The following is a 26,507-nucleotide window of genomic DNA, read 5'->3' as shown; positions in this document are numbered from 1 at the left end:
GGGGGTTGGCAGGTGACGAACCGTGTAGCGGCTAGATACGGAGGCACCACCACCCAGACGACACACACGGTTGGGTTCACCGCGCCCACGCCGGGGGCGCGGTTGATCGCCGTGGTGTCGTCGTGGCTGGGTGTTTCAACCCCGGCCGGGTGGGTGCGCGACTTCACCGCGACCGGGTACAGCAACGTCTTCGTATTCAGCAAGATGGCGACGGGGTCGGAGACATCCGTCGCGCTCACCATGACCAGCGCCGACGCGCGCCTGGACGCGTCGGTGTACGAGCGGGACGACTGCCCTTCGCTGCTGTTCACCGCATCAGGCAACAGCGCGAACACGTCCGTGTCTGCCACAGCCAACGTCCCCACCTCGGGTGGCGGGCTGGTGGTGGGCGTGATCAATATTGTGGCCAGCAATATCGGCAGCCTGTCACCGAATCAGGGGCTGGCCGCCGAATACGCCTCGACGTCCAACAACATGACCTCGTGGTTCGGCTCCGGCCCGGTCCCGGCGGCCGGATCCCGGACGTACACGGTCAACGGGCTCCCAACCCCGACGGTGGGCGGCCAGCTTCACGTGCTCGGCGTGGTCGGGTACGGCTCGTCGCAGACACCCAAGTCGGGCACCGACAGCGCGACGCTCACCGAAGGCGCCGCCGGAGTCGAGGCCGCCGACAACACCAGCGACGCGGGGACGCTCGATGAGGGCGCGGCGGTTGCGGTGGCACCCACCAGCAGAGCCGACTCCGCTGGCCTCGCCGAGAAGTCGACGGTCACGTTGCCCGTCAGCGACCAGGCGGCGCTCACCGAGCAGGCAGCGCTGACGCTGCCCGTCGTCGACACGGCAGGTCTGGTCGAAAGCGCCGTCGTCCAGGACATCGTCGGCCCGTGGACGACTGACTCGGGTCAGGTCAGCGACTTCGCGGCCGTGGCCGCCAGCGTTCCCGTCACTGACCAGGCGGCTTTCAGCGAACAGGCGTCGGTCGGTATCCCATTGGGCCGAGCCGATACGGCAGCGCTGACCGAGAAGTCGAACCTCGGGCTACCCACCGCAGACGGGGCCGGCCTGGCGGAGACCGCGAGCGTCGCGGTCGCACTGGCCCGCAGCGACAGTGCGGTCCTCGCCGAACGCTCGGCCGCTGGCCACCCGGCGGATGTCGACGACACGGCGGTGCTGACCGAAGCCGCCGCGGTGATCGTCGACAGAAACGTCATCTGGTCCGCTGGTCTGCCCTACGTCGAGTGGGCCGCCGAAGCGCCCTATTCCGAGTGGGCCGCTGCGCCGCCTTCCATCGAATGGGCTGCTGAACCGCCCTCCACCAAGTGGGCTTCACGGCCCTCGGGTGTCGAGTGGGCGACCAGCAGCCCGTACCTGTGACGGGAGACATCCATGGAACCGATCTCTTCCCTGAGCACGGTGTACGTCCAATCGTTCGTCAAGGGCGCGATGGGCAGCGAGACCGCTCACATCGCATTCACCAAGCCGGACCTGGAGCCGGTCACCGCCGACTGGAAGCCAGCCGTTTGGGGTGCCCCGACCGATAAGGGGTGCCCGGCTCGGATCCTGATCGGCCCCGGCGCGGGCGCTGTCGTGCTGGTGGACGGCACGTACGCGATGTGGGTCCGGGTCACCGGTCCTGTGCAGATCCCCGTCCTCAGGGCCGGCCTCGTCTCGATCATCTAGGAGGCGAGGGTGGCCAAGCCGGACTTCGTCGCCGCGTACCCGGTGGACTGGTCCACCGGAGCCAATTCAAAGGTCTCACCTTCGTTCGACGTCCAGGCCCAGGACGTGCTGGTCGTCATGGCCACCAGCGAGGACCAGGCCACCACCTTGACCAGCATCTCTGGTGGCGGGCTGACCTGGATGCCGCTGCAGTCGGTCGTGGTGTCGAGCTACTGCACGGTGTACGCCTGGGGGGCCATCGCGCCCGCCACCACGACCCTGGCGATCACCGTGACGGTGACCGCCAGCGACAGCGTGCGAGCGTGGGGCTTCAACGTCCTGCACTGGCGGAAGTCCGATGGGATCGGCGCGTCAGCGAAGGCCAATGCATCTGGCGCTCCGTCTGTGTCGCTCACCACGACCGGACCGAACTCGGCGATCTGCCTGGTCAGCGCCGACTGGACCGCCGCCACCGGGAGCAGGACGTGGCGGACCGTCGCCGGGCCGGCCACCGAACTGCACTACGCGGCGGTGTCCGGTGCCTACACCACCTATGGCGCGTACCACGCTGATGCCGGTGCGGTAGGTGCCAAGGCGGTCGGTTTGTCCGCCCCTGCGGGGCAGAAGTTCTCGATCATCGCTGTGGAAGTGCTCGGCTCGGCGTCGAGCTCCACACCTGTTTCCGGGTCCGATTCGGCGACGCTGAGCGAGTCGACCTCGACGGATGCGGCCGCGAGTCGTTCCGATGCTGCGGGCCTGGGCGAGACCGCGCAGATCGGTGTGGCGGCCGCCGATTCGGCGACGTTCAGCGAGTCAGCGGTGACGTCGATCCTCATCACGGTCACCGACGCGGCGGCCCTGGTCGAGGGTGCGGCGGCGATCGGCCAGGTCCGCGTGGACGCATCGGCGCTCGGCGAGGCCGCCGCGGTGAACGCCTCCCCGTCGCTTGCCGACACCGCGGCGTTGACCGAGCAGGTGGCGATCGGGGTAGCGGCGGCCGACGTCGCGGGTTTCTCCGAGACGTCGCAGCTCACCCAGGTCAGCGGCCCATCTGTCAGCGACACCGTGAACTTCGTGGACGCCGCGGCGGTGGGCTCGTCGACCACTCGAACCGATGCGGCGGGTTTCACCGAGACGGCGACGCTCGCCGTCTTCGTCCAGGCCACCGACCAGGCCACCCTGGCGGACACCACCTTGCAGCAGGTCCCCAAGGCGGCCGTCGATTCGGCTGTGGTGACCGAGACGAGCGCGGTGACGGCCATGGCCGTCGAGCGCGTGAGGGAACTGGTCGTACGGCCCGTTTTCGCTCTCAGCCGCGAATACCTGCACTTCTGGGTCGACGGTGTGACCGGCACCGGGGAAACGGTCGAGGTCGCGTTCACAGCTGCCGATGGCAAGCCGGTCGAGGGCGACTGGGAAGCCGCGTCATGGGGGCGTCTCGCCGTCGACGGCGCGGACGCCCGTGTCCTGGTCGGTCCGGGTGGTGCTGTCCCTCTGGCTTCCGGCATCTACGCGGCCTGGGTGCGTGTGACCGCTGACGAGGAGAGGCCCGTGCTGCGGCCCGGGCTCGTCTCTGTGATCTGACAGGAGGAAGGCTTTGCATCCGATCCCCAGCACGTGCCGGATCGTCCGCTACCGGGGTAAGCAGGGGCTGCAAACGATCCGCGCGGCCATCGTCACCGCTGATGTGACGACGCTGGACCCGCGCGGCGTCGAGGTCGGCGCGGTGCCAGCGCTCGACGACGAGTTCCACGTCCACCTGTGGGTCTTCAGCCCCGGCAACGTCAGGGGCGGGTTCCACGAGTACAACGTGCCGCCCGGTACCGGCCCCGGCACGTGGCACTGGCCGGAGCGGACGGGATGACCCTCCAGACCATTACCTCCGCGCAGGCGGCCGCCCGCGCGGCTGACGTCCTTGAGCGCGCCGACTGCGAGCCGAACCACGACATGGTCTCGGCGAAGGTGGCGATCGCCGGGGGTTGGACCGAGCTTGCCGTCGCTCTGGCGGAGATGGAGCGCACGTGACGAGCCAGATAGCGGAACCGCCATCGGACTTGGAGGTGGAAGATGCCACTGCCCGAAAGTGATCAGGAGTGGCCGCCGCCTGCTATCCGCGAGGAGATGCGGCTCTACACCCAGCACGGGGCTTGGTACGCGGGTGACCCCGACCGGCTGGCGCAGGTGTACGGCGCCGGGGTGCGCCCCGCGATCGGCCTGGACCCCAAGGGGTACGACCGGCCGTTGATGCGGGCCGGCGGGTGGGCTACCCGCGTGGCCCGCTGGTTCTGGGGGACACCGATCCCTCCGGGGCAGAGCAGGTCCACGAAACTGCACATCCCGATCGCCGCAGACATCGCGTCCACCAGCGCGGACCTGCTGTTCAGCGAGCCGCCGACGTTGAAGGTCCCCGGTAAGAAGGGGCAGACGCGGCTGGATTCGGTGCTGCACGAAGCCGGGGTGTACGGCACCCTGCTGGAGGCGGCCGAGCTGGGCGCAGCGTACGGAGGCGTGTATCTCCGGGTGGGCTGGGACACCACGATGTGCGACTACCCGGTGGTGGACGCGCTGCCCCCGGACGCCGCGATCCCGGAGTTCCACTCGGGCCGCCTGGCCGCGGTCACCTTCTGGCGTGTGGTGCACGAGGAGGACCGCGTGGTGTGGCGGCACCTGGAGCGCCACGAACGCGGCAGGGTGTATCACGGGCTGTACCAGGGCGATGAGGACACTCTCGGCCAGCAGGTACCGCTGGAGGAACACCCGGCGACGGCGGGGTTCGCCGCGATAGTGGACGCTGACGGCGGCTTCGACTCCGGGTACGACCGCGGGCTGCTCGTCCACTACATCCCGAATATGCGGCCTCATCGGACGTTGCGCGGGACCGCGCTGGGCCGGTCGGACTTCGCCGGGGTCGAGCCGCTGATGGACGCGCTCGACGAGACGTGGACCAGCTGGATGCGGGACCTGCGGTTGGGCAAGGCCAGGATCATCGTCCCCGACGTCTACTTGTCGAACGCGGGCCGTGGCCAGGGTTCGATGTGGGACCCCGACAAGGAGATCTATAGCGGTCTCGGGATGCTGCCTCCGGCGGACGGCGGCAACAACATGATCACCCTGTCGCAGTTCTCGATCCGGGTCGCCGAGCACGCCGACACCTCGAAGATGCTGCTGGCGCAGATCCTTCGCGGCGCCGGGTACAACGTGCAGTCCTTCGGTGAGGGCGGCAACGACGGCCAGGCCGCCACCGCGACCGAGATCCACATGAAGCGGCACCGGTCCTATTCGACGCGTGGCCGGAAGATCGGCTACTGGACGCCTGGGCTGTCGTGGATGGCTGAGGCGATGCTGTCGGTGGACCATGCGGTTTTCGGCACGAAGGTCACCGCCGAGCGTGGCGTTGTGGCGTGGCCGGACGGTGTCATGCCTGACCCGGAGGCGCTGGGCCGCACCCTGGACATGCTCAACCGGGCGCAGTCGGCGTCCCTGGACACCAGGGTCCGGATGCTGCACCCGGACTGGGATGACAACCAGGTCACCGCTGAGAAGGAACGGCTGCGCGACGAGCTCGGGCTGAACGTCCCGGACCCCGCGACGATGACCGACCAGTTCGTCCCCTCGGCTAGCGGGGACTGATGGTCGCCTCTCCAGCTGGGGCGGTCGCGGTAGGGCTGGAGCATGCGCGCCGGGTCGCGGCCATGTACGCCGATGCTGAGGAGGCGTTGCTGCGGCGCGTCGCCGCCCGCGTCGACAGCGGTCGGGATGACGACTCGGCGGCGGAGTGGGAGTCCAAGCGGCTGGGCGAGGTCATCCAGCTGCGCAAGGAAGCCGAGGCGATCATCCGCCGCCTGGAGTCGGCCGCGAAGAAGGCCGCGCAGCGCGCGGTGCTGGAAACGTGGGCGGCCGGGATGGACGCGGCTGTCGTCGGCGCGGTGCTCCAGGTCCACGACGACAAGGTGCGTAAGCGTCTGGAGAAGGCGCTGCGGGATGCCCGTGATCTCGGCTCGAAGAACCTGATCAACCCTGGTCAAGGTGTGGCTGAGCTGGCGGCGCAGACGTTGCGGCGGATCACGTCGGTCCACACGGGCGCGTTGCGAGCCGTGGAGGACATCTACCGCAAGGTGATCGCCGAGACGGCCAGCCGGACGCTCATCGGCGCGGAAACCCGCAGGGACGCCTCGCAGCGGGCGTTGGACAAGTTCACCGCCAACGGCATCACCGGGTTCACCGATTCTCGCGGACACACGTGGGGCATGCCGCAGTACGCCGAGATGGCGATGCGGACCGCGACCGCCCGGGCGGCGGTCGACGGGCACCTGTCGACGTTGCGGGACGCGGGCATGGACCTGGTGGTGGTGTCGCGTCTGCCGTACACCTGCACCCGGTGCGGCCCGTGGGAAGGCAAGATCCTTTCGATCTCGGGGTCTGCTGGGACGCGGGTGGAGGAGTCCCCGGCGACGGGCGTGCAGGTGTTTGTGCAGGTCGAGGCGACGGTGGAGCAGGCCCGGTTGGCGGGGTTGATGCACCCGAACTGCGGGCACAACCTTTCGGCGTACCTTCCGGGTGTGTCCCGGCCGGCGCCGGTCGTCCAGTCGGACGCGACGTACGGCGACTCCCAGAAGCAGCGGTATCTGGAGCGGCGGGTCCGTGACTTCAAGCGGCGCGCTGCGGTCGCACTGGATGAGGATGCGCGGCGCAAGCACGAGGAGCAGGCGGCCGACTATCAGCGGCAGCTGAAGGAGCTGACCAACTCCACCGGGTTGCGCCGGAAGTCGGGGCGTGAACGCGCCGCCGATGCCCCGCCGAAGGACCTGGAGAAGCTGACCGACGAGGAGATCGCCAAGCAGACGCAGCGGTTCGCAGGCGACGAGGAGGCGACCGCGCGGCTCGCTCAGGAGAGGACGCGACGCGACGCGGAGGCTGAGGCCGCTCGGAAGGCCGCCGGGCCGGCCGCTGCGGATGACCCGTTCGCGGCGTTGTCGGAGATCCACGACATCGGCGAGCTGACCGACGACCACCTGACGGCGCTGATGCTGCGCTACCAGGACGACAACGCCGGGATGGAAAACGTCCTGGAGGAGTTGGACCGCATCGAGGCGGAGACACGGACCCGTGAGCAGTGGTCGTGGAACTGGCGTGAGGAGGAAACCGACGCTGACCGTCGTATCTCCGATCTCATCGCCACCGGCCACTACTCCTACATGGAGGCGTACGCCGAGGCCCATGGGGTCGACCCGTCCGAGCTGGAGCGTCAGGAACGGCGGACGCTGCTTGAGGCGGAACGGCACCCCGGAGAGAAGATCGACGACACGGTGCGACGCCTGTACGCCCAGGAGCTCGACCGGTTGTACGACCAGGCAGAGGCCGCGACGAACGGCAACCTGCTGAGCCCTGAAGGTAAGGCCGGGCGGGTCAACGACAGGTCGTTGTTCTCGGGGCCTGCCGCTCGGGCCCGGAAGTACGCCAGCGAGGAGCTGCAACGCTGGTGGCAGGACCACCCGCGGCTCACGCTTACCGAGTTCCGGGCGCAGTGGCTCAACCGTCAGTCCGACCTGGAAGCCGCCAAGCAGATCCGCGCAGGTGGCGCCGGTAGGGAGTTCGGCCTGTGACCACCGTTTCCGAGGTCGACCGCCGGGCGGCGGTCACGTTCGGCCGCCTGGCCGGCCAGCGCAGCATGCCGATCGACTCGTGCCCGTATTCGGCGCGGGGTGATGACCGGCACCGGGTGCTGCGGCTGCTGTGGATCCGCACCTACCTGCGCTACCAGCCGGACAGTTCCGCCCGGTAGACCGCTCGTCCTTTCCCCTGGGGCTCGCCTGGCGCGGGCCCTTTCCCATGTCCGACGACACGCTCCAGGAGGGCGATTTCGTCATGCCAGATAACACCGAGCCGGAGCCTGGCGCGACCGGCAACACCACCGCAGACGGCACCCAGGGTGAAGGCCAGCGGCAGGAGACCACTCCGACCGCCGAGGTCACGCCGACGCAGGTTGCCGACGACATCAAGGTGGACCCCAACGCCAAGCGCGTTGACCAGCTGCCCCCGTGGGCGCAGGACCTGTACAAGAACCTGCGCTCAGAGAACGCCGGGTGGCGGACGAAGCTGCAGGAAGCGCAGAAGGCCGCCGACGAGGCCACCGCGAAGCAGGGGCCGACGCCGGAGGAGGTCACCGCGCAGGCGCAGGCCGAGTTCGCGCAGAAGATCGGCAAGGCCCTCGGTTTGATCACCGAGGAGGAGAAGCAGCTCGACCCGCAGCAGATGATCGAGAAGCTGACCACCGAGCGGGACACCACCGCGAAGGAACGCGACCAGGAGCAGGACCGGCACCGCCGCGCCCTGATCGAGCTGGCGGTGCACCGGGCGAGCACGAAGTCCGGTGCGGACCCTGACGCGCTGCTGGACAGCCGTTCCTTCATCAAGGCCGTCCGGGATCTCGACCCGGACGCAGGCGACTTCTCCACGCAGATCACGGACGCAATCCAGGTGGCCGTGGAGAACAACCCGAAGTTCAAGGCGGCATCCCAGGCGGGGCCGCCCGCACGCTCTGGCGGCGAGTTCACCGGCGGGCCTGGTGGACGCAACAACGACGCCGAGTCCAAGTCAGTCGACGACTTCCGCGCATCGCGCAAGAAGAGGTCGTCTTCCTAGCCGCTGGTAGCGGAACCGCTATTGGCATGCCTTCAAGGAGTAGGCCCGAATGGCTAACACTTTTCTGACCCCGTCGATCATCGCCAAGCAGGCGCTCGCCACGCTGTACGAGACCTGCGTCATGGCCATGCTCGTCCACAGGGACTACGAGCAGGAGTTCGTCTCCCGCGTCGGCGACACCATCTCCGTCCGGAAGCCCGCGGTCTTCGAGGCCAACGAGTTCAACCGGACCACGGGCATCGTGATCCAGAACGCGCAGGAAGGCAGCGTGCCGATCACGCTGAACCACTTCGCGGACGTCAGCTTTGCCGTGACGAGCGAGGAGCTGACCCTCGAGATCGAGGACTTCGGCACGCAACTGCTCAACCCCGCGATGGAGGCCATCGCGCAGAAGATCGACCGGGACATCCTGTCCCTGCGCAGCGACATCGTGCAGCGGGTGGGTAAGGCCGGCGCGGCGATCGTCGGTGTGACCGGCAACGCGATCCACCCCTACGACGACCCGAAGACCGCGATCGACGCCCGGCGCGTTCTGAACCAGCGCTCCGTGCCGAGTTCCGACCGCCACCTGGCGATCGGCCCGGAGATCGAGGCCCTGTGGCTCAGCGACCCGCTGTTCCACCAGGCCGACACCCGCGGCGACACGGACGGTCTGCGTGAGGCGAACCTCGGCAGGCGGGTCTTCGGATTCGACGGGTACCAGACCCAGAACATCGAGGCCCCGACCGGCGTCCCGGCGTCTGGTCAGCCGAACACCGAGATCGGTGTGGCATTTCACAGGACCGCGTTTGCCCTGGTCACGCGCCCCCTGGTGCTGCCGCAGGGCGCCGCTAACGCGGCCGTGGAGAGCTACAAGGGCTTCGGCGTCAGGGTGGTCATGGACTACGACATCTCCAAGAAGCAGGACGTGGTGTCCGTCGATTGCCTCTACGGCGTCAAGACGCTCGACCCCTCGCGTGCGGTCCTCATCCACGGGGTCGCGGCGTGACGTTCGTCTACCGCAACGCCAACACCGGGCAGGAGGTCCCGCTCGACGAGCGTGACCCCTGCCTGGACCAGTTGGACAACTGGCGGATCATCAGCGGTCCCGCTGACGAGACCGCGACCGGCCCGGCTGACGCCGGGCCGGCCCGGCCGTCCGAGCACGACAACAAGGCCGCGTGGATCAACTACGCGGTCGCCAACGGCATGTCCGAGCACGACGCCAAGGCGCTGTCCAAGGCGGCGCTCGTCGAGGAGTTCGGAGAGGAGGACGACGATGGCGAGGACTGACCTTAACGCCGTCGCGGTGCCCCGCGGCGGCCTGGACCTGACGGCCGCGCTGACCCCGGCGACCGTCGACGGGCACGCGTTCGTCCACTCCGACCGGCGGATGCTGCGGGTGAAGAACGCCAACGCCGCAGCCCGCACGGTGACAGTACAGATCCCGGCGACGGTCGACGGCCAGGACATCGTGGACCGGCCATACGTCATCCCGGCACTCACGGGGGACGTGCTGATCCCGCCGTTCCCGGGCATCTACCGGCAGGCCAACGGCAAGGTCAACATCGACTACGACAACCCGGCCGGGGTGTCGGTCGCGGTGTACGAACTGCCGGTGTAGCCGATGACGTACGCGACGCCAGCCGAGTACACGGCATACACGGGGCAGCAGACGCTGCCCAGCGACATTGAGCGGCGCCTGGACCGGGCGAGCGAGCGGATCGACGAGATCCTGCAAAACTCGGTCTATCCGGTCGACGACGCGGGCATGCCGACCCGCGCCGGGGACGCCGACGCGATGAAAAGGGCGACGTGCGCGCAGGCCGCGTGGACGCTCGCCGTGGGCGACGAGTTCGGGGTCGCGTCGGCTTTCAAGTCGGTGTCCATCGGGTCGGTCCGGCTGGACCGCGGCGGGTCTCCCAACGGTGCCCCGGCGCGGTACGCCCCGGACGCCTCTTCCATCCTTCAGCGGGCCGGCCTGCTGCCGGGCTTCATCATGGACGGGAGCGCCTGGTGATCCTGCCGGACTGGCTGCTGCGCCATGAGGCGATGATCGAACCGTTCGAGGGCGACGGCGCGTACGGCGCCGTGTACGGGGCGCCGTTCACCGAGCGGTGTCTCATCGACGATGAACGCCGCCTGGTGCGCGACGCCCAGGGCGTGGAGGTCGTCAGCGACACCACGTTCATCTTCCGGCCGGGTGTCCGATGCCCGGAGGGATCGAAGGTGACGGCCAACGGCCGTGAAACCACGGTCATCACTTCGTTCGCGAGGGATGGCGGCGGCCTGCCGACCCCGGATCACGTAGAGGTGGTGTGCCGCTGATGACCAACATCGAGTTCGACGCGAAGGTCAACGCTGAGGCGTTGTCCGCTGAGACGCGGCGCGCGGCGGCTCGTGGTCTGCGGCACGCCACCGAGCATGTCCTGAGTGTGTCCGACCAGCGGGTCCCGCACGACGAGGGCACGCTGGAGCGGTCGGGCGCGGCCTCGGTGGACGAGTCGGGTCTGCGGGGCGCGGTTTCTTACGACACCGAATATGCCGTGGCGCAGCACGAGAACTTGAACTACAGCCACAAGTCGGGCCGCAGCGCCAAGTTCCTGGAGCTGGCGCTGCGTGAGGAAGCCGAGGTGGTCAAACTGATGATCGCCAAGGAGCTGCGGCAGGTGTTCAAGTGAGCTGGACGCGGGACCTGCTGACCGGGTTCGCGGTACTGCTCGGCAACGCCGGGGTGGCCGACTGGAAAGCGGACGGCATGTACACCGATGCGCAGACCGCCATCACGATCGGTGGTCTCCCGGCCAAGCCGGACACGGCGATGGCGCTGGCGGTGTACGGCGTTGGCCAGGCCGGCGACGACGTCGACCAGGCCGACTCCAGTGTGCAGATGCAGGTCCGGATGCGGGCCAAGGCTGACCCGCGGGTCGTGGACGACCTGGCGGACGGGGTTTTCGACGTGGTGCATGGCCTGGAGAACGTGACGCTTTCGACGGGTGTGCATGTGCTGCTCGCGCGGCGCACGCTGGTCGCGCCGCTGGGCCGTGACTCCTCCGGGCGGTGGGAGCGGGCCGACAGCTTCGACCTGATGGCTCACCGGCCGTCACCGAACCGCCAACTCTGACCGCCCTTCTTCTCGCAGCCGATAGCGCAACCGCTTTCGGCTGTTCGGCATGCGCTCAACTGCAAGGAGACGAATCATGGGGCTGCGCAGCCTGCTTGCTAAGGACTGGAAGATCGACGTCAACACCGGGCCGGTCGACGTCCCGGTGTGGACCCCCGTGAAGGGGCTGACCTCGTTCCAGGAGTCCACGGACGACAACACCGAGGACGACGGCGACTTCGACGACGAGGAGGGCTGGGGCAGCTCCGTCGTCACGGAGCGGACCTGGGCCATCGACGCCGAGGGCCGCCGTAAGCGGACCGACGACGCGGTGTTCACCGCCGACCCCGGCCAGGAGAAGATCCGGAAGGCCGCGCGGCTCGTCGGGTTCGGCGCGAACATCCAGGTGCGCTGGTACCGACGTGACGGTGCGCCCGACGCCTACCAGGGCACTTGCACCGTCAGCGACTTCACCAAGGGTGGCAGCTCGACCGACTTGGAGCCGTTCAACTTCAAGCTCAACGGCCAGGGCGCGCCCGTCGAGATCGAGAACCCGGTGACGGCGCCGTGACGACCTTCAAGGACCTCGACGAGTTCTTCGACTCGTCCCTGAAGCTGCCGGTCGGCGGGAAGACCTACGTCATCCCCGCCCCGGACGCTGAGGTGGGCCTGCTGTGCCAGCGGCTCATGAACGCCAGTATCGCCGCCGGGTCCGGTCAGCCGGTCGAGGGGGAAGCGGAGGAGCTGAACCAGCTTGCCGCTGTCGTCCTGTCCGACGACGAGGAGCGCAACCTTTACAAGCGCATCCTCGGCCCGGTCTACGACCAGCTGTTCGCCGACAAGGTCGACTGGCCGAAGATCCAGCACGTCGGTGCGACGGCGCTGATCTGGGTCGCGGCGGGCAAGGACGCGGCGGCCAAGTACTGGGCGGCCGACGACTCGGGGGAAGCCCCGGCCCCGAATCGGGCGACTCGTCGGGCGACGGCAGCGGCGGCGAAGTCGACCCGATCTCGGGGGTCCGCGACTACTACGACCCGGGCGACGGCCTCTCGGTCGACAAGGGCCACCACGTCTCGTGGAAAGACCTCCTGACCAGGTGGGCGCTGGTCGAGGCCGATCTGCACCAGGTGTACGGCTTCGACACTGGTGAGCCTGGTCTGCTGCGGTCCAGGTCGTGGCGGTGGCTGCAGAACCGGCTGTTCGGGCTGCTGACCTGCGACTCGCGGATCGCCCGCGCGATGGACCCCGGCGATGGCAAGCAGTGATGCCACAGCGCCACCACTTCACCCAACCCGGAATTCGAGGAGGTGAACCGCGGTGGCGCTGAACGTGGGCGAGCTTTTCGCCACCATCGACCTCCGTGACCGGCTGTCCGCCGGGCTGCGGCGGGCCATCGGCAACCTGCGGGACGCGGCGAAGAGGTTCGACGTCGATGTGGGCAGCATGGCCAAGCGCGCTGGTGCGATGGGTGTGCAGTTCACGGCGGCCGCGCTCCAGGCGGCGACCTTGGCGGCCAGCTTGGGGGTGGCTGCGCAGGGCGCGGTCGGCTTGGTTGCGGCGCTTGCCCCTGCGGGTGGGATCGTCGCGTTGCTGCCCGGCGCGGTCGCCTTGGCGGGTGCGGCGTTCGCGACCTTCAAGATCGCGCTGTCCGGTGTCGGTGATGCCTTCAAGGCCGTCATGGATGGCGACCCGAAGAAGGTCGCTGAAGCGCTGGCCGGGCTGTCGCCGGCGGCTCGGTCGGCGGCGTTGGAGCTCCAGGCCGTCAAGCCTGTCCTGGATGGGCTGAAGAGTAGCGTTCAGGACGCCTTTTTCGCCCCGTTGCAGGGCCAGCTGACAGCGCTGGTCGCGACCCTTGGTGGGCCGCTGAAAACGGGCATGACCGGCGTGTCCAGCGAGTTCGGCCGGCTCGGCGCCGAGGTGGCCACGTTCGCCCAGTCGCACCAGGCGGTCTACCTGGTCGATCAGGTCTTCCAGACCCTGCGGAACACGCTCGGCGACATCCAGGCGGGAACGCTGCAACGGCTGCTCGCGGCGCTCGGCGGCCTGGTCGATTACGCGTTGCCAGCGTTTTCCGGGCTCGGCAGGGCGGTCGATAACGTGGCGAACCGGTTCTCCAACTGGCTCGAAACGGCCATGGGCGCCGGTGAGCCGGTGCTGTGGATCGACGGCGCGCTTGGCACGTTCCGCCAGCTCGGCAGCATCGCAAGCGACGTGTTCGGGATCTTGCAGTCGGTTTTCCAGGCCATGAACGCCAGCGGCTCGAACGCGCTGGGCGTGATCGGTCAGCTGCTCGGCAAGGTCAACGACTTCCTCAGTTCGGCGCAGGGCCAAACCATCCTCGTCACGATTTTTCAGTCGTTGTCGCAGGTCGGACAGGCCCTCATGCCGATCGTCGTGGCGCTCGGCGGTGCCTTGGCACTGATCGCGCCGCACATCGCGAACATCGCGACCGCCCTCGGACCTGGGCTCGCTGCCGCCGTGTCCGCCCTAGGGCCGGCCTTGGCGGCGCTCGGACCTGGGCTGACGGTCGTCGCGGAAATGCTGGCCAAGGCCTTCGCGTCGCCGGAGCTTCAGGCCGGGTTGCTGGCTTTGGGTCAGGGACTGTCGGCCGCCCTGACGGCGGTGGCTCCTCTGCTCCCGATCGTCGGTCAGCTTGCCGGGATCCTCGGTCAGGTTTTGGGTGCAGCCCTAAGCAGTCTTTCGGGCGTGCTCGGTCCGGTGATTTCGGCCCTTTCGGGCGCTTTGGCCCCAATTTTGCCGCAGCTCTCGTCGGCGATAGCTCAGGTGGCTGCCGCGACGGCGCCGCTGGCGGCCCAGTTCGGCACGGTTTTGGCTCAAGCGATCCAGGTCCTTCTGCCGCCTCTGCTGCAGATCGCGATGTCGCTGCTTCCGCCGACGTTGGAGCTGGTCAAGAGCCTGGCTCCGCTTCTCGGTGATCTTGCTGGGATGTTCGGCGGCGTCCTCAAGTCCGTTTTGCCGCTTTTGCCCCCGTTGATCCAGATTGCGACCGCCACCCTGCCGCTCATGATCAGCATCGTCTCGGCGCTCGCGAAACTGCTCACCGGCGACTTCAAGGGCGCCCTCGACACGATCGTCAACGCGGTCCTCAACTTCGGCAACACGATGATATCCGCAGGTCAGGCGCTTCTGACCGGCCTGTGGAACGGGTTCGTGTCGGCCAAGAACTGGTTCCGCGACAACATCCTCGGCTTCTTCAAGGACATCCTGCCCGACTGGGTGCGCGACGCGCTCGGCATCCACTCGCCGAGCCGCGTCTTCGCGGCCATGGGCCGGATGCTGCCCGCTGGTATGGCGGCCGGTATCGACCAGGCGTCCAGCCTGGTCCGCAAGTCGCTGGACCGGATGTCGTCGATGGCGGCCGGGACCTCGGTCCCCGACATCGGGGTGCCCGGTGTCAACGTCCCGGACCGGCTCGCCGGCGGGGGCGTGTTGTCCAGGGCGGTGGTCAACGTGACCAACCACTACCCAGTGGCCGAGGCAACGAGTGTGAGTGTGAACCGCGGGCTTCAGTACGCGGGCGCCCTGGGGGTGATCTGACGTGCCGACATACTCGCTCGACGGGGTTCCGCTGGACCACCCGGCCGGCTGCTGGACTCTGAAGAAGGGGACGCAGCGCAGGCCGTTGCCCGGCGCGCGGGCCGTGAAGGTCAGCGTGCCGGGCCGGTCCGGTGAGTTGCCGGTCGTCGGCCTCGACCTTGAAGCGACGTCGCTGGGGTTGGCGTTCGTAGTAACGGGCGCGACCCCATCCGGCGTCGACGGCGGGTACGAGCAGATGGAACGCAACCTGGAGGCCCTGGGCGCGGTCCTGGGTGTGCGTCACCGGCTGATGAGCCTGAAGTATCAGGCAGGGTCGATCGTCCGGGTCGCGGACGTGACGGTCACCTCGGCGTCGGAGCCGGAGATCAGCACGGGCGCGGCCCGTGCGCGGTTGACGGCGCTGGTCGAGGTGCCGGGCGTGTTCTGGCGGGATGAGTCGGAATCCACCTGGTTGGGGTCGGCGAACACCCTGGGCCAGGTGGTGACGACCCTCGCGGGGTCGACTGGGCCGATCACTGACGCGCTGCTGCGGGTCACGGGCCCGGCGGTGGATGTGTCGATCGGTGACATCGCCACGGGCGGTTGGGTTCTCCGGCCGGGCGGGCTTGTCGCCGGTCAGCGGCTGCTCATCGACTGCGGGCAGATGCGCGCCGCGATCGTCACCAGCAACACCTGGGATCTGGCCGCCGGATCGGACGCGACGGGAACCATCGACGCGATCGGCCCCGGCTCGGCGTTCCGGTGGCTCCACCTGACGCCGGCCGTCGCGGTCGGCGACCCGCACTCGCGGGCGGTGCTCGTCTCCAGTTCGGCAACCTCGCTGACCGGGGGCTCCAAGCTTGAGATCCAGGCCAGGAGATCATACCTGTGACCTGCGGAAATACCGGTGAGGGTGGGTATGCGAATTCCCCGGTACCAGCATTCGATTCGATCGTGCATTCCAGCACGTTGGATCGTCGGCATTCGATTCGATAGGTTCGCGGGCATCTCGCCGCCTCGAATGGCCATTCGAATGGAATGGGTTTCCCCTGGAATGGTAATTTGAATTACCATTCGGCATTGACGATCTTTGGGTGTTGCTATGATGGGGATATACTTCCACGCGGTGCCGACAGGCATTCGTCGGGGAAGAGACGAGAGACCCCGCTCCGGTCCGTCAACCTTGAAGCGGGGCCTCATCGCCCGGGGGCTCAGCTAGCGTCGCTAGCTGAGCCCACTGTGGTTAAGGATCCAGTCCAGCACGATGATCAGCAACTGCAGCAGCAGTAGCCTGTCGGCGTCGTCTGAACCCTCTGGGCTCGCCCCCCGCATGGGAGACCCCCCTCTCAGCGGACCGGTTGCCGGACGGAGGCGCCGCGGTCCTGTCGGCCACCTCTAGAGAAAGTGGCCGCGTTCTGAGCGGGTGCGAAGAACGAGCAGATCGCCATCCTAGCAATGTCGTGACCCGAGTGACGCCATTCTTTGGCGCACTCGGACTTACGCCACGACGGCTATAAAATGCGCGATTACCATCAAATGCACGGTTTCTCTCGGGTGCATGTAGTTTCCCGAGGTCAGGGCTTGATCGGGTTCCTCGCGTGCTGGCTCTGCTCGGCAGCGGCGGTGAGCTCCGCTGCGAGATCTAGGGCTCCGTCAGCGTCCAGCTCGGGAGGCCAGACGGCCGGTATCAGGATGATCCGGCCGCGCGGGGTTACGTGGACCATGGATGGTCGTAGTAGGTCGTTGATCACAATGCCGTCTATTGTCCCTGATGGGAGGTCAGACGGTGACCTTCGATCTGCGGCTCGTCGCCCACTCCCCGAACGGCCCCCGGCTCGGTGTGCTCCCGCATCCCCTGTCGGTCGAAGCGGGGTGGCCGCTGAACGACGTGCCGTCGCTGAAGGTTTCCTACGCCGCGGCGGCGGCCGGCGCGGACCTGCTGGCCCAGCCGTGTGAGGTTGCGGTCGAGTGGAGCGCGGACGGCGGGACGGTGTGGACCGAGGACACCGACAGCCGGTTCCTGCTGATCAAGCGGCGCGGTGACGGCGCCGACGCGACGGGGCTGGTGCGGTTCGAGCTGCCGGGGTATGCGTGGATGCTGCGGAAGGTCGTGCTGCACCCTGGTGCGGCGGCTCTGGTCAATGGTGGCCGTCCGTTCCTGTCGGCGACGCCTGGCGCGATCGTGCAGACGTTCCTCGCCGAAGCGCAGGCCCGCGGGTCGGTGCCTGGTCTGGTGTGGGATTTCACGCCGACGCACGACAGCGCGGGCCAGCCGTGGAGCAAGATCCTCACCATCTACTACCGGCCGGGTATCGACGCGCTGACGACGCTGATCAACCTCGCCGACCAGGGCGTCCTCGACTTCCGCGCCTCCGGGCGCACCCTGCAGCTGTACAACGCCGACACTGAGATGGAGCGGGACCTGGCGTCCGGCCCGGCCCCGGTCGATTTGCGGTACGGCCGCGACATCGTGGAAGCCCCGGACGACGGCACGTTCGAGGACGTGGCGTCGCTGGTCCTGGTCGTCGGTGACAACGGCCTGGTCAAGACGTACACCAACGCGGCGGCCGCGCAACCGTGGGGGCCGTGGGAGCAGTACGTCGGGCACGGTGGTGTTTCCGACGAGGGCACTGCGACGCTCCTCGCGCAGGCCGCGCTCGGCCGGGCCGAGCGGGAACGGGTGCAGCGGACGCGGGGCATCACGGTGTACGGCGCGCAGTGGTTGCCGTGGCGGGACTACCGGCCGGGTGACCGGGTGCTCGTGCCCGGCGCAGGTCGCGCGCTGGAGTCGCTTCGCCTGCGGCAGGTGACGCTCGCGCGCAACGACCGCGGGGTGGTCGGCGGCGCCCTGGTGCTGAACGACCGCTTCTTGGAGAAGGAGCTGCGCCTGGCCCGCCGCACCGCTGGCATCGTGGGCGGGTCGACGGCGGACGGAGGGTCAGGTGCGCGGCCGGCTCCGGCGCCGGAGGCTCCGGAACCTCGGACACCGGCCGCGCCGCAGGGTCTCATCGTCGACCCGGCGGCGTATCTGGATGAGCATGGTTTCCCGCGCGGCCAGGTGACGGTGACGTGGGGCTCGGTCACGCAGGACGCCGGTGGGGTCGCGTTGAACGTGGGCGGCTACGAGCTGTTCATGCGGGTCAACACCACGGGCGAACCGTGGTTCCTGGTCGCTTCCACCGAGCCCACCGACACCACGGCGACGTATTCGCCGCTGGTCGTCGGCACCGGCTACGCCTTCAAGGTGCGCGCGGTCAACCTCGGCAAGCTGGGCCCGTTCTCCTCGGTCGTGGCGGTGACGATCCCCGACGACACCACCGCGCCGCCGGTGCCGACCGCCCCTCAGCTGTCGACCCGGCTGGGCGTGGTCCGCGTCCTGTGGGACGGGATGGGTGTCAGCTCGAGGCCGATGCCGTCCGACTTCTTCCACGTCCGGGTGTGGATGCAGAACCCGCTGGCACCGGGCTGGGCTGACATCGGCTTCTTGGACGCCGCCGGTTCGATCCTCGTTCCGGGGTTGCCGTACGGCGCGGACCGGCAGTTTCGTTTCACCAGCGTCGACCGGTCGGGCAACGAGTCGGGCCCGTCGACGGCGGTGACGATCGCGACGGTGCCACTGGTCCAGGGCGACGCCGCGAACGAGTCGATCACGACGGGGGCGCTCGCGGCGAACGCGGTCACCACCGACAAGCTCGCGGTGGGTGCGGTCGAGGCCGGGACCATCGCCGCCGGCGCGGTGACCGCCGACAAGCTGCAGGCGGTGCTGACCCTCACGAGCAGGCTCGTGGCGGGCAACCCGACGCAGGCGCGGGTGGAGCTCAACAGCTCGGGGTTGGCCGCGTACAACGCGTCCGGCCAGCAGACGGCGAGCATCTCGGCTTCGTCGGGGGCGGTGTCCATCGTCGGCCAGTTCGCCTCCGGGGTGACCGGTGCTCGGGTGGTGGTGAACCCCGCTGGGGCGGTCGCGCCGGAGATCAGGTTCATCCCCGGCAGCGGCACCAACCAGTCGCGGATCTACAGCGACGGGTCGATGTACACGGGCGAGGCGACCCTGGTCATGGAGTCGGGCACCAACCAGGCCAGCACCGCGATGTGCCGACTGCACCACGCGGCGGGGTTCTGGCGGGTCGCGATTCTCGACCCGTCGAACGGTGCGCAGCGCGGCGGTTACATGGTCGCCGACGAAACTCAGACGCAGCTCGGATGGTTCCACCCGACTCAGGCGAGCCAGCAGTTCCTGATGTCCTCGACGGGGACGTTGCATCGCGGGACGTGGAAGCTCGGCGGCGCGGACTCCGGGCTGATCATGCTTGAGGTGTCGGTCGCCGGAAACGGCAACTATCACGTCGTGAACTTCGGCTACACGATGCTGACCGTCCCGAGCTTGGTGTGGTCGGCGCAGCGTGGCAGCGGGGCGTCAGCGCTCCCGGCCCCGACCGACCTCATCGTCTACAGCCGGACGCAGAGCAGCGTCTTCTTCCGCAGCCCTACCAATGCCACCTCCGCGACGGTCATCACGTTCTCGGTGTGGGCTTGGCGCACCTGAAAGGAGCGCGCGTGCCGGATCAGTGGCAGGTCACCGAGGTCATCGAGACGACCGACCGGAGCGGGAAGGTCGAGGCGTGGCAGGTGACGCTCACCCGCGCGTCGGATGACACGTCGCTGGTGCTGTTCCTGCCGAAGACGGCGATCGAGGACGCCGCGGTGACGTACGGGCTGTCGACGACCGACGAGGCGATCGACGTGATTCTGCACCAGACGGTGCTGTCCATCTACGAGCCGGAGCAGGAACAGGCGAACCCGTGGCAGGCCAGCGGCGAGCAGGCCCGCGCCGCGGTGGTCGACCGCGTTGAGCGGTGCAAACGGGAGTACGCGACGGTCGAGACGGACGCACCGCGAGGTCGTACGGCGGCCGCGCGGGCGGCGGGCGATGCGCTGGCTCCGCTTCGGGGGCACGTGCGGGTCGACCCGGTGAGGATCGCGACGTCCCGGTTGGAGTTTCAGCGGGCGCTCGCGTCGCGGGGTGCGTGATGCAAGACGTCGTGGTCGACACCGACCGGATCGTCGCGGCGCTGCGGCGACGGATCGACGACCTGTCCTATGAGAACGCCCTGCTGTCGGCGGCCGTGGACCAGCAGCGCGAGCAGATCAACGAGCTGACGGGGGCCCACAGTGCAGGTGATCGTTCCGGGTGAGGCCCAAAGGTACGCGCTGAGGCTGGTGGCCTACGCTCCGAACGGTTCCCAGCTGGGGTTGCTGCCGCAGTACCTCGGGTTCGAGGTGGCGTCCCCGCTGAACGATGTGCCGTCGCTGAAGGTGTCGTACCCGGCGGCCGGCGTGGGCGCGAACTTCCTGGCGGGGCACTGCGAACTCGCGGTGCAGTACTCGGTGGCCGGTGGCCCGTGGACCGAGCCGATGAACGGCCGGTTCCTGCGGATCAAGCGGGACAGCGACAGCACCGACCGGACCGGGGCACGGTCGTACGACTGCCCCGGCTGGTCGTGGCAGCTGCGCAAGGTGGTGCTGTACCCGAGCAGCGTGATGGTCGACGGCAAGCGCCCGTTCAACGGGGTGACGCCGGGGGCGATCCTGTCGACGTTCATCAATGAGGGCAAGGCGCGCGGCGGCATGCCGGGCCTGGCGGTGGACTTCTCGACGACGAAGGACAGTGCGGGGGCGGCGTGGGCGAAGGCCTTGACGTTGGCCCTGGAGCCGGGCACGGACCTGCTGACGGTGCTGATCAACCTGAGCGAGCAGGGCGTGGTCGACTGGGCCATGCAGGGGCGGACGCTGCGGGTGTTCAACCCTGACTCGACGCTGGCGCGGAACCTGGCGGCCGGCCCGGCCCCGGTGGATTTGCGGCTGGGGCGCGACATTGTGGAGGCCCCAGACAGCGCGACCCTGGAGGACGCCGCGTCGGTGATCCTCATCCAGGGTGAGAACGGGTTGAGCGTCGAGGTGACCAACCCCGCCGCGGTGCAGCCGTGGGGCCGGTGGGAGACCTACCAGTCGCAGGGTGGTGTGAGCGACGTCGGGACGGCGCAGCTGCTCGGGCAGAACGCCCTGCAGCGTGTCGGGGCGGAGCGCATCCAGATCACGCGGGGCGTGGTGTTCCACCTCGCGCAGTGGTTGCCGCACCAGCATTACCGGCCGGGGGACTACGTGCTCGCGCCGGGCGACGCCGGGGTGATGCAGCCGCTTCGGGTGCGGCAGGTCACGTTGTCGGTCGATGGTGACGGCAAGCTCGGCGGGAACGCCGTGCTCAACGACCGCTTTTTGGAAAGGGACATCAAGCTGGCCCGTCAGGCGGCGGGCATCCTGGCCGGCGGGGTGTCTTCGGGCGGGTCGGGTGTGCCTCCGGCGCCGGAGTCGGGTGGGCGTGTCCCTGCTGCTCCTACGGGGCTGATCGTCGAACCGTCCGCGTTCCTCGACGAGCACGGCTACGCGCGCGGCCAGGTCGCTGTCACGTGGGGTGAGGTCACCGCTGACGCAGGCGGCGTGGCGTTGAACATCGACTCCTACGAGCTTTTCATGCGGCGCAACGAGTCCGGGGAACCGTGGTTCCTCGTGGCCACGACGCAGCAGAGCGACACCTCGGTCACGTACTCGCCGCTGGTGGTGGGCTGGGAGTACGCCTTCAAGGTTCGGGCGACGAACAACGGAACGAAGGGCGATTTCTCGGCGCAGGCCGCGGTCCTGGTCCCCGACGATGCGACGCCGCCTGCGGTGCCGGCCGCGCCTGTGTTGTCGAGCAGGCTGGGTGTGATCCACGTCGAGTGGTCGGGGCTGGGTGTCGGTGGTGTGCCGATGCCGAGTGATTTCGACCGGGTGCGGGTGTGGATGCAGGACCCGCTGGCTCCGGGGGCGTCGGAGGTGGGTTACCTGGCCTCGGCCGGGTCGGTTGTTGTGCCGGACCAGCCGTACGGGGCGGACCGGCAGTTCTGGCTGACGAGCGTGGACCATTCGGGGAACGAGTCGGCGGCGTCGGCGACGGTGACGATCGCGACGCAACCCCTGGTGAACACCGATGTGATCGGCGAGATCATCAACGGGGCCAACATCGTCGACGGCAGCTTGAACGCGGCCGACAAGGTCGTGGCGAACAGTATCGTCGGGGGCCTGATCCAGGCATTGGCGATCGACACCGGCCACCTGAACGCCAACAGCGTGACAACGGACAAGCTCGCTGTGGGGTCGGTCAAGGCCGGTCACATCGCTGTGGACGCCCTGGACGGCAAGACCATCACCGGGACGATCCTCCGCACTGCTGCTTCTGGGCGGCGGGTGGAGATGAACCTGACGGGCTTGCACAGCTTCAACGCGGCGGCCGTGGAGACGGTGACGCTCCTTAACGACGGGTCGTTCAAGCTGCGCAGCGCGGCGACGGGCGCGCGTATCGAGCTGGACGTGAGCGGGTTCCGGGCGTATAACTCCGGCGGTGAGACGACGGTGAGCTTCAACGCCGTCGACGGGGCGGCGTTGATCGTCGGGCAGGTCACCAGTTCGCAGAACGCGGCCAAGCGCCTGGTCATCAACCCTGGGCCGACTGCGGGGGTGTACGAGCCGGAGATCCGGCTGTATGAGGAGTTCGGCTCCAACGAGTACCACTATTGGACGCAGGACACGCCAGGTACTCATGAAATGGAGCTTGGTTCCGCTGTGCTGAGCAACCGGAAATGCCGGTTGAAGATGAGCCCGGCGGGTTGGAATCTGGGTCGCACAGACACCAATGGAAATAACCCCGGCAACGGGGCTTGGATTGAGGGTGGCAGCAACAGTTCCTTCTGGGACTGCATGGGTGCCCGAATCACCATCGGCAACAGCAACATCAACGTCGCTTCCAACAACGATGTGGTGATTAACGCCCCGCATCACCGGTTCCAGGGGCTTTGGCAGGACTTCGACAATAGTTCGTCGATTACGTTCGGCCACGCGAATGTCTCTGGTAACGGCGGAAGCGTCAGCTACGGGTTTGCCTACGACAGCACGCCTTGGCCTGCGGCGATGGTGAGGGCGGGCAACAACGCCGCGTTCAACATCACCAGCGTCTCCAACGGCGGGTTCAACTGGCAGTGGGCTGGGCCGAGCCTCAGTTCGGGGGCCGACCACATCAACTGGTTCGGAGTTAGGGACTAGCCATGACGTGGACGCTGATTGACCTGCTGGACGACGTTCGCCACGACGAAGCGAACGACCGTTGGCTCCTGATTTACAAGGTGCCTACGGACATCGTCAGCTCGGGCGACTATTCATATTCGTATCCGAAGAACCTGGGAATCAACCTGGCGGCCGTGTACGGGTACGACGTGACCAAGCCCGAAGATGTCGACGAACTGTTCGACCACGTCACCTACCAGGCGTACATGTGGGAGACGCTGCGCCAGGAAGGTCGGACGCTGGAATTGCAGCACAACCCATTTGAAATGAACGTGGACGCTGCCCGGAGTTTGGTGGGTGGCGTCGTGTCCACGTTGAAACGGGACCGGCCGATCGTGCATGGCGCCGCGAAGGCGAAGCTGATGCGGGCGAGCGACGGCACCCTGCACGACGTCCTGCGGCGTGACCTTGTCGCACGGCTCGACCCTGACGTCGTGGCGGCACACCGGGACATGGCCAAGCAGTCGCGGGTGGCCACACAGATCCGCATGTGGGACATGGCCCTGCGTATGGATAGAACGAGGGGACCTCAGTGACCGACGCCCAGCAGCCGATGACTGCCGACCTGCACCGGTACGCCAACCAGGTTGCACGCCAGCGCAACGACGCGCTCGACGAGGCCGCCAAGCTGCGCGCCGTCGTGGAGGAGCTGGTGGCCGAACGGGACGAGCTCAAGGGCCAGGTCGCGCAGCTCACCGCGCAGAAGGTGGGCGGCGGTGAGTGACCAGCCGTCCGTGGATGTCGCATTGGCGAAGTTGCAGTCGACCGCCGACGTCGGGTTCGCCCGGCTTGACGGCAAAGTCGATTTGATCAACCAGCGCTTGGACCAGGGCGACGCCCGCCATGCCGCGCTGGAACAGCGGGTGGAGCAGAACCGGGTCGATGCTGCGGCCCGCGAGAGCGCGTTGGAGCAGCGGCTGGATGCGGTGGAGCGCGACGCGGTGACCCGTGTGCAGCTGAGCGAACGGACCCGGCAGATCATCGCGGTCGTCAGCGTCTTGGTGACAACGGCGGGTGTGGCGATCGGCCTGATCCTCGGTCTGCTCCGTTGAAGTTTCGTCGAATGGAAGGGGGACCCTCATGGCGAGGATGCCCGGCGCTACTTGGAAGCCGATCCCTGTCAATCACACACCTGGCGGCATGGGGACGATTTATGGCGTCACCCTGCACATCATGGCCGGAACCCTGGAGGGGACCGACGCTTGGTTTCACAACAGCCGGGCGCAGGCCAGTTCCCACTTCGGGACCGGTAAGGCCGGCCAGCTGCGCCAGTGGGTCGATAGCCGCGATAAGTCCTGGGCTCAGGCGGAGGGTAACCCGCACTGGATCTCGATCGAGAACGAGGGCCGCGGCGGGGACAAGCTGACCGACGCCCAGCTCGACCGGTGCGCCGAGGTTCTGGCGTGGGCTCACCGGACCCACGGTGTCCCGCTCCAGGTGACCAGCAGCCCGACCGGGCGAGGCCTGGGCCACCACGCGATGGGCGGCTCGGCGTGGGGTGGTCACTCGGCGTGCCCCGGCCCGAGGATCGTCGCGCAGAAGCCGGAGATCGTGCGCCGGGCGAAGCTCATCGTGGGCGGCGGCCCCGACCCCAAGCCGGTGGACCTGGCCACGATGAAGTGGCCCGGCCGCGCCCTGCAGTACACCAAGGGCAAAAGGGTGATCGTCGGTGACGACGTCGCGGCGTGGCAGACGATGCTCGCCGCGGCCGGTATCAGGGTCGCCGTCGACCGGTACTACGGCCCGGTCACCGCGGCGGCCACCGAGCGGTTCCAGGAGGAGCACCACATCACCGTGGACGGCATTGTCGGCCCGGAGAGCTGGAAGACCGCGCAGGCCGCGATGAAGGCCACCAAGAAGAAGTAGCCCACCTGCTCTTTCCCTCGACGCCCCGTGCCGACCGGCCGGGGTTTTCTCATGTCCGGAGGTTGCCATGTCCACGTTCGACCTGCTTGCCAACTGGATCAGAACCGGGGTCGCCGCAGCTGTCGGCGCTGGTATCGGCTGGTTCACGACCAAGGGGTTCGTCGTCGACCCGGCGTCGTCGACCCTCGTCATCTCTGGCGCCGGCGGCCTGTTCACGCTGGTCTACCAGGTGCTCGTCACCAGCCTGCAGACCCGGTGGCCCATCGTCGGCATCCTGCTCGGCGTGCCGCGCGTGCCGACCTACCAGGCTCCGGCGGACACCTACCACCCCGGTGTCCACTCCGGTTCTGACCTGTAACGACGACTGATTGTGCAACGGCAGCGCCCGTCCTCCTTGGTGGAGGACGGGCGCTTTTCGCGTTCCCAGAGTCAGCTGATGGTGGCCTTCCACCGGCCGCGCTGCAGCTGGATCGTCCCGTCCGGGGTGATGCGGACGTTCGCGCCGTACAGCGGAAGCGCGCCGTTCTGCAGCCAGTAGTCGCGCGCCTCGTCGAGCACGTCCCACAGCCTGCGGGGTCCGCCCTGGTGCACGGCCGGGAGTTCCCGGCCGATCTGCTCGGCCCGCGCCCATGACCCGTCTTCGTGAACCATGAGCGCGATCCGGGCGTCGCCGGTCTCGTGGTAGTTGTGCTCGATGCCGGGGGCCATGACCTCCAGCATGGAACGCAGCTCCCAGGCGTTCTCCTCGATGTCGATGACGGGGAACCGGCCGATCGAGACGTGCTCACCGTCCGCTGTGCGCGCGGTCTCCATCAGGCCGGCCAGGCCCGGCGGGTAGTCGGCGCCGGTCCTGGTCTTCATGAACATCGCCCAGTCCCGCTCGACGACACCGACCGCGCCGCCGTCGTCGGTCTTGACGGCGGACACGATCAGCGAGGTGTTGCTGATCGTCGTGGTCAGACGGCCGCCGGGGTTGAGCGCGGTCAACCACGATGCGGGGATGGGCCGTACCGACACCATCGCCACGATCCGGTCGAACGTCCGCGCAATCTCCCCGGTGGCGTCCATCGTTGCGATGCGCGGGTCGTGGCCGAGTTCGGCCAGTCGCCACGCGGCGACGGAGGTCACGTAGTCGTCCACGTCGATGCTGGTCACCTGCTCATCGCCGAACAGGTAGCACAGCAGGGCGGTGCCGTAGCCCGAGCCGGTGCCGACGTCGAGGATGGTGTGCTTGTCGCCGATCCTGGCGTGCCGGTACATCTGCAGGACCAGGCCCGGCAGCGTGGAGGAGGAGGTGGGCCGTCCGGTCGGCTCGTCATGCGCCTTGGCTTGGTCGGCGTGGAGGGTGCCGATCTTGGTGACGAGCGTGCGGTCCCGGTAGGCGGCGTCCAGCCAGGCCTCTTCGTCGGCCGGGCCGTACTGCAGTTCCCAATGGCCGTTGCTCCACTGCCACCAGGCGGGGACGAACTGGTGGCGGGGGGTGGCGGCGACGGCGTCGCGCCACCGCGACCCATGGTGGGTGACGCGGTCGGCGAGCTGTTGCGCGCGAGATTGCCAGTCCATG

General features: G+C 68.3%; 32 protein-coding genes. 30 read left to right on the top strand and 2 right to left on the bottom strand.

Annotated features, from left to right (window positions below; all coding sequences use genetic code 11):
• The first annotated feature begins 102 nt into the window (after positions 1–102).
• The 21 genes from ACOZ38_RS25260 to ACOZ38_RS25160 all read left to right on the top strand — a co-directional run bounded on the left by ACOZ38_RS25260 (position 103) and on the right by ACOZ38_RS25160 (position 15,812).
• Entirely contained in the window at positions 103–1,374 is a 1,272-nt protein-coding gene (locus ACOZ38_RS25260; RefSeq protein WP_424533647.1) for a hypothetical protein, read from the top strand.
• Between the two features lie 12 nt (positions 1,375–1,386).
• Entirely contained in the window at positions 1,387–1,680 is a 294-nt protein-coding gene (locus ACOZ38_RS25255) for a hypothetical protein (protein WP_424533646.1), read from the top strand.
• A 9-nt stretch (positions 1,681–1,689) separates the two neighbouring features.
• The gene (locus ACOZ38_RS25250; RefSeq protein WP_424533645.1) at positions 1,690–3,243 is read left to right on the top strand and encodes a hypothetical protein; all 1,554 of its coding nucleotides are present in this window, start codon (positions 1,690–1,692) and stop codon (positions 3,241–3,243) included.
• Positions 3,244–3,256: 13 nt separating this feature from the next.
• Complete coding sequence (locus ACOZ38_RS25245; RefSeq protein WP_424533644.1) at positions 3,257–3,523, top strand: hypothetical protein; 267 nt, start codon at positions 3,257–3,259, stop codon at positions 3,521–3,523.
• Positions 3,520–3,684: a hypothetical protein gene (locus ACOZ38_RS25240; RefSeq protein ID WP_424533643.1), complete on the top strand. Its 165-nt coding sequence runs from the start codon at positions 3,520–3,522 to the stop codon at positions 3,682–3,684. The genes ACOZ38_RS25245 and ACOZ38_RS25240 overlap by 4 nt, the downstream gene beginning before the upstream one ends.
• Positions 3,685–3,726: 42 nt before the next feature.
• Positions 3,727–5,289: a phage portal protein gene (locus tag ACOZ38_RS25235; RefSeq protein ID WP_424533642.1), complete on the top strand. Its 1,563-nt coding sequence runs from the start codon at positions 3,727–3,729 to the stop codon at positions 5,287–5,289.
• Positions 5,289–7,262 (top strand): phage minor capsid protein, encoded by a 1,974-nt coding sequence (locus ACOZ38_RS25230; RefSeq protein ID WP_424533641.1) that lies wholly within the window; start codon positions 5,289–5,291, stop codon positions 7,260–7,262. Before ACOZ38_RS25235 ends, ACOZ38_RS25230 begins: the two co-directional genes overlap by 1 nt.
• Positions 7,259–7,441, top strand: a complete 183-nt coding sequence (locus ACOZ38_RS25225) for an Rmf/CrpP fold protein (RefSeq protein WP_424533640.1) — start codon at positions 7,259–7,261, stop codon at positions 7,439–7,441. Before ACOZ38_RS25230 ends, ACOZ38_RS25225 begins: the two co-directional genes overlap by 4 nt.
• An 83-nt stretch (positions 7,442–7,524) precedes the next feature.
• A complete protein-coding gene (locus tag ACOZ38_RS25220) occupies positions 7,525–8,301 on the top strand; it encodes a hypothetical protein (RefSeq protein ID WP_424533639.1) in 777 nt (258 codons plus the stop codon).
• Between the two features lie 49 nt (positions 8,302–8,350).
• A complete protein-coding gene (locus ACOZ38_RS25215) occupies positions 8,351–9,289 on the top strand; it encodes a P22 phage major capsid protein family protein (RefSeq protein WP_424533638.1) in 939 nt (312 codons plus the stop codon).
• The gene (locus ACOZ38_RS25210) at positions 9,286–9,573 is read left to right on the top strand and encodes a hypothetical protein (RefSeq protein WP_424533637.1); all 288 of its coding nucleotides are present in this window, start codon (positions 9,286–9,288) and stop codon (positions 9,571–9,573) included. The genes ACOZ38_RS25215 and ACOZ38_RS25210 overlap by 4 nt, the downstream gene beginning before the upstream one ends.
• The gene (locus ACOZ38_RS25205; protein WP_424533636.1) at positions 9,560–9,904 is read left to right on the top strand and encodes a hypothetical protein; all 345 of its coding nucleotides are present in this window, start codon (positions 9,560–9,562) and stop codon (positions 9,902–9,904) included. The genes ACOZ38_RS25210 and ACOZ38_RS25205 overlap by 14 nt, the downstream gene beginning before the upstream one ends.
• 3 nt (positions 9,905–9,907) lie before the next feature.
• Complete coding sequence (locus ACOZ38_RS25200) at positions 9,908–10,300, top strand: hypothetical protein (RefSeq protein ID WP_424533635.1); 393 nt, start codon at positions 9,908–9,910, stop codon at positions 10,298–10,300.
• A complete protein-coding gene (locus ACOZ38_RS25195) occupies positions 10,297–10,608 on the top strand; it encodes a hypothetical protein (RefSeq protein ID WP_424533634.1) in 312 nt (103 codons plus the stop codon). Before ACOZ38_RS25200 ends, ACOZ38_RS25195 begins: the two co-directional genes overlap by 4 nt.
• On the top strand, positions 10,608–10,961 hold the full coding sequence (locus tag ACOZ38_RS25190) for a hypothetical protein (RefSeq protein ID WP_424533633.1): 354 nt from the start codon (positions 10,608–10,610) through the stop codon (positions 10,959–10,961). The genes ACOZ38_RS25195 and ACOZ38_RS25190 overlap by 1 nt, the downstream gene beginning before the upstream one ends.
• The gene (locus tag ACOZ38_RS25185) at positions 10,958–11,404 is read left to right on the top strand and encodes a minor capsid protein (protein WP_424533632.1); all 447 of its coding nucleotides are present in this window, start codon (positions 10,958–10,960) and stop codon (positions 11,402–11,404) included. Before ACOZ38_RS25190 ends, ACOZ38_RS25185 begins: the two co-directional genes overlap by 4 nt.
• 76 nt (positions 11,405–11,480) lie before the next feature.
• On the top strand, positions 11,481–11,954 hold the full coding sequence (locus ACOZ38_RS25180) for a phage tail tube protein (protein ID WP_424533631.1): 474 nt from the start codon (positions 11,481–11,483) through the stop codon (positions 11,952–11,954).
• Positions 11,951–12,475, top strand: a complete 525-nt coding sequence (locus ACOZ38_RS25175; protein WP_424533630.1) for a DUF7426 family protein — start codon at positions 11,951–11,953, stop codon at positions 12,473–12,475. Before ACOZ38_RS25180 ends, ACOZ38_RS25175 begins: the two co-directional genes overlap by 4 nt.
• A 35-nt stretch (positions 12,476–12,510) precedes the next feature.
• Entirely contained in the window at positions 12,511–12,648 is a 138-nt protein-coding gene (locus tag ACOZ38_RS25170) for a hypothetical protein (RefSeq protein WP_424533629.1), read from the top strand.
• Positions 12,649–12,700: 52 nt separating this feature from the next.
• The gene (locus tag ACOZ38_RS25165; protein WP_424533628.1) at positions 12,701–14,941 is read left to right on the top strand and encodes a phage tail protein; all 2,241 of its coding nucleotides are present in this window, start codon (positions 12,701–12,703) and stop codon (positions 14,939–14,941) included.
• A gap of 1 nt (position 14,942) precedes the next feature.
• Entirely contained in the window at positions 14,943–15,812 is an 870-nt protein-coding gene (locus tag ACOZ38_RS25160) for a hypothetical protein (protein ID WP_424533627.1), read from the top strand.
• A gap of 682 nt (positions 15,813–16,494) precedes the next feature.
• On the opposite strand, the gene ACOZ38_RS25155 is transcribed toward ACOZ38_RS25160, so the two are convergent.
• Positions 16,495–16,644, bottom strand: coding sequence for a hypothetical protein (locus ACOZ38_RS25155; protein WP_424533626.1), 150 nt, complete (start codon positions 16,642–16,644; stop codon positions 16,495–16,497).
• Positions 16,645–16,706: 62 nt separating this feature from the next.
• On the opposite strand from ACOZ38_RS25155, the gene ACOZ38_RS25150 reads away from it, so the two are divergent.
• The 9 genes from ACOZ38_RS25150 (at position 16,707) to ACOZ38_RS25110 (ending at position 25,301) form a co-directional block, all read left to right on the top strand.
• On the top strand, positions 16,707–19,466 hold the full coding sequence (locus ACOZ38_RS25150; RefSeq protein WP_424533625.1) for a hypothetical protein: 2,760 nt from the start codon (positions 16,707–16,709) through the stop codon (positions 19,464–19,466).
• A gap of 11 nt (positions 19,467–19,477) precedes the next feature.
• Positions 19,478–19,951 (top strand): hypothetical protein, encoded by a 474-nt coding sequence (locus ACOZ38_RS25145; RefSeq protein WP_424533624.1) that lies wholly within the window; start codon positions 19,478–19,480, stop codon positions 19,949–19,951.
• Positions 19,951–20,115, top strand: a complete 165-nt coding sequence (locus tag ACOZ38_RS25140; protein ID WP_424533623.1) for a hypothetical protein — start codon at positions 19,951–19,953, stop codon at positions 20,113–20,115. The genes ACOZ38_RS25145 and ACOZ38_RS25140 overlap by 1 nt, the downstream gene beginning before the upstream one ends.
• Positions 20,093–23,056 carry a hypothetical protein gene (locus tag ACOZ38_RS25135; RefSeq protein WP_424533622.1) on the top strand — a complete coding sequence of 988 codons (2,964 nt, stop codon included), beginning with the start codon at positions 20,093–20,095 and terminating at the stop codon, positions 23,054–23,056. Before ACOZ38_RS25140 ends, ACOZ38_RS25135 begins: the two co-directional genes overlap by 23 nt.
• Before the next feature lie 2 nt (positions 23,057–23,058).
• Positions 23,059–23,613, top strand: coding sequence for a hypothetical protein (locus ACOZ38_RS25130; protein ID WP_424533621.1), 555 nt, complete (start codon positions 23,059–23,061; stop codon positions 23,611–23,613).
• Entirely contained in the window at positions 23,610–23,801 is a 192-nt protein-coding gene (locus ACOZ38_RS25125) for a hypothetical protein (protein ID WP_424533620.1), read from the top strand. The genes ACOZ38_RS25130 and ACOZ38_RS25125 overlap by 4 nt, the downstream gene beginning before the upstream one ends.
• Positions 23,794–24,129 (top strand): hypothetical protein, encoded by a 336-nt coding sequence (locus ACOZ38_RS25120; RefSeq protein ID WP_424533619.1) that lies wholly within the window; start codon positions 23,794–23,796, stop codon positions 24,127–24,129. The genes ACOZ38_RS25125 and ACOZ38_RS25120 overlap by 8 nt, the downstream gene beginning before the upstream one ends.
• A gap of 88 nt (positions 24,130–24,217) precedes the next feature.
• Positions 24,218–24,943, top strand: a complete 726-nt coding sequence (locus ACOZ38_RS25115; protein WP_424533618.1) for a peptidoglycan recognition protein family protein — start codon at positions 24,218–24,220, stop codon at positions 24,941–24,943.
• Positions 24,944–25,010: 67 nt separating this feature from the next.
• The gene (locus tag ACOZ38_RS25110) at positions 25,011–25,301 is read left to right on the top strand and encodes a hypothetical protein (RefSeq protein ID WP_424533617.1); all 291 of its coding nucleotides are present in this window, start codon (positions 25,011–25,013) and stop codon (positions 25,299–25,301) included.
• Between the two features lie 71 nt (positions 25,302–25,372).
• Here the strand turns inward: ACOZ38_RS25110 and ACOZ38_RS25105 are convergent, their stop codons facing one another.
• Positions 25,373–26,506, bottom strand: coding sequence for a protein-L-isoaspartate(D-aspartate) O-methyltransferase (locus ACOZ38_RS25105; RefSeq protein WP_424533616.1), 1,134 nt, complete (start codon positions 26,504–26,506; stop codon positions 25,373–25,375).
• Between the last annotated feature and the right edge of the window lies 1 nt (position 26,507).

Source organism: Sphaerisporangium viridialbum (genome assembly GCF_049674955.1).
GTDB lineage: Bacteria > Actinomycetota > Actinomycetes > Streptosporangiales > Streptosporangiaceae > Sphaerisporangium > Sphaerisporangium viridialbum.
Note: the sequence above shows the minus strand (reverse complement) of the source record. Positions and strands in the feature narration are given on the sequence as shown.

Coding starts and splice junctions, on each gene's coding strand:
- ACOZ38_RS25190 (WP_424533633.1), top strand. CDS start 10,608: ATGACCAACATCGAGTTCGACGCGAAGGTCAACGCTGAGGCGTTGTCC.
- ACOZ38_RS25110 (WP_424533617.1), top strand. CDS start 25,011: ATGTCCACGTTCGACCTGCTTGCCAACTGGATCAGAACCGGGGTCGCC.
- ACOZ38_RS25130 (WP_424533621.1), top strand. CDS start 23,059: ATGACGTGGACGCTGATTGACCTGCTGGACGACGTTCGCCACGACGAA.
- ACOZ38_RS25200 (WP_424533635.1), top strand. CDS start 9,908: ATGACGTACGCGACGCCAGCCGAGTACACGGCATACACGGGGCAGCAG.
- ACOZ38_RS25230 (WP_424533641.1), top strand. CDS start 5,289: ATGGTCGCCTCTCCAGCTGGGGCGGTCGCGGTAGGGCTGGAGCATGCG.
- ACOZ38_RS25240 (WP_424533643.1), top strand. CDS start 3,520: ATGACCCTCCAGACCATTACCTCCGCGCAGGCGGCCGCCCGCGCGGCT.
- ACOZ38_RS25155 (WP_424533626.1), bottom strand. CDS start 16,644: ATGGTCCACGTAACCCCGCGCGGCCGGATCATCCTGATACCGGCCGTC.
- ACOZ38_RS25140 (WP_424533623.1), top strand. CDS start 19,951: ATGCAAGACGTCGTGGTCGACACCGACCGGATCGTCGCGGCGCTGCGG.
- ACOZ38_RS25180 (WP_424533631.1), top strand. CDS start 11,481: ATGGGGCTGCGCAGCCTGCTTGCTAAGGACTGGAAGATCGACGTCAAC.
- ACOZ38_RS25205 (WP_424533636.1), top strand. CDS start 9,560: ATGGCGAGGACTGACCTTAACGCCGTCGCGGTGCCCCGCGGCGGCCTG.
- ACOZ38_RS25235 (WP_424533642.1), top strand. CDS start 3,727: ATGCCACTGCCCGAAAGTGATCAGGAGTGGCCGCCGCCTGCTATCCGC.
- ACOZ38_RS25255 (WP_424533646.1), top strand. CDS start 1,387: ATGGAACCGATCTCTTCCCTGAGCACGGTGTACGTCCAATCGTTCGTC.
- ACOZ38_RS25105 (WP_424533616.1), bottom strand. CDS start 26,506: ATGGACTGGCAATCTCGCGCGCAACAGCTCGCCGACCGCGTCACCCAC.
- ACOZ38_RS25115 (WP_424533618.1), top strand. CDS start 24,218: ATGGGGACGATTTATGGCGTCACCCTGCACATCATGGCCGGAACCCTG.
- ACOZ38_RS25220 (WP_424533639.1), top strand. CDS start 7,525: ATGCCAGATAACACCGAGCCGGAGCCTGGCGCGACCGGCAACACCACC.
- ACOZ38_RS25215 (WP_424533638.1), top strand. CDS start 8,351: ATGGCTAACACTTTTCTGACCCCGTCGATCATCGCCAAGCAGGCGCTC.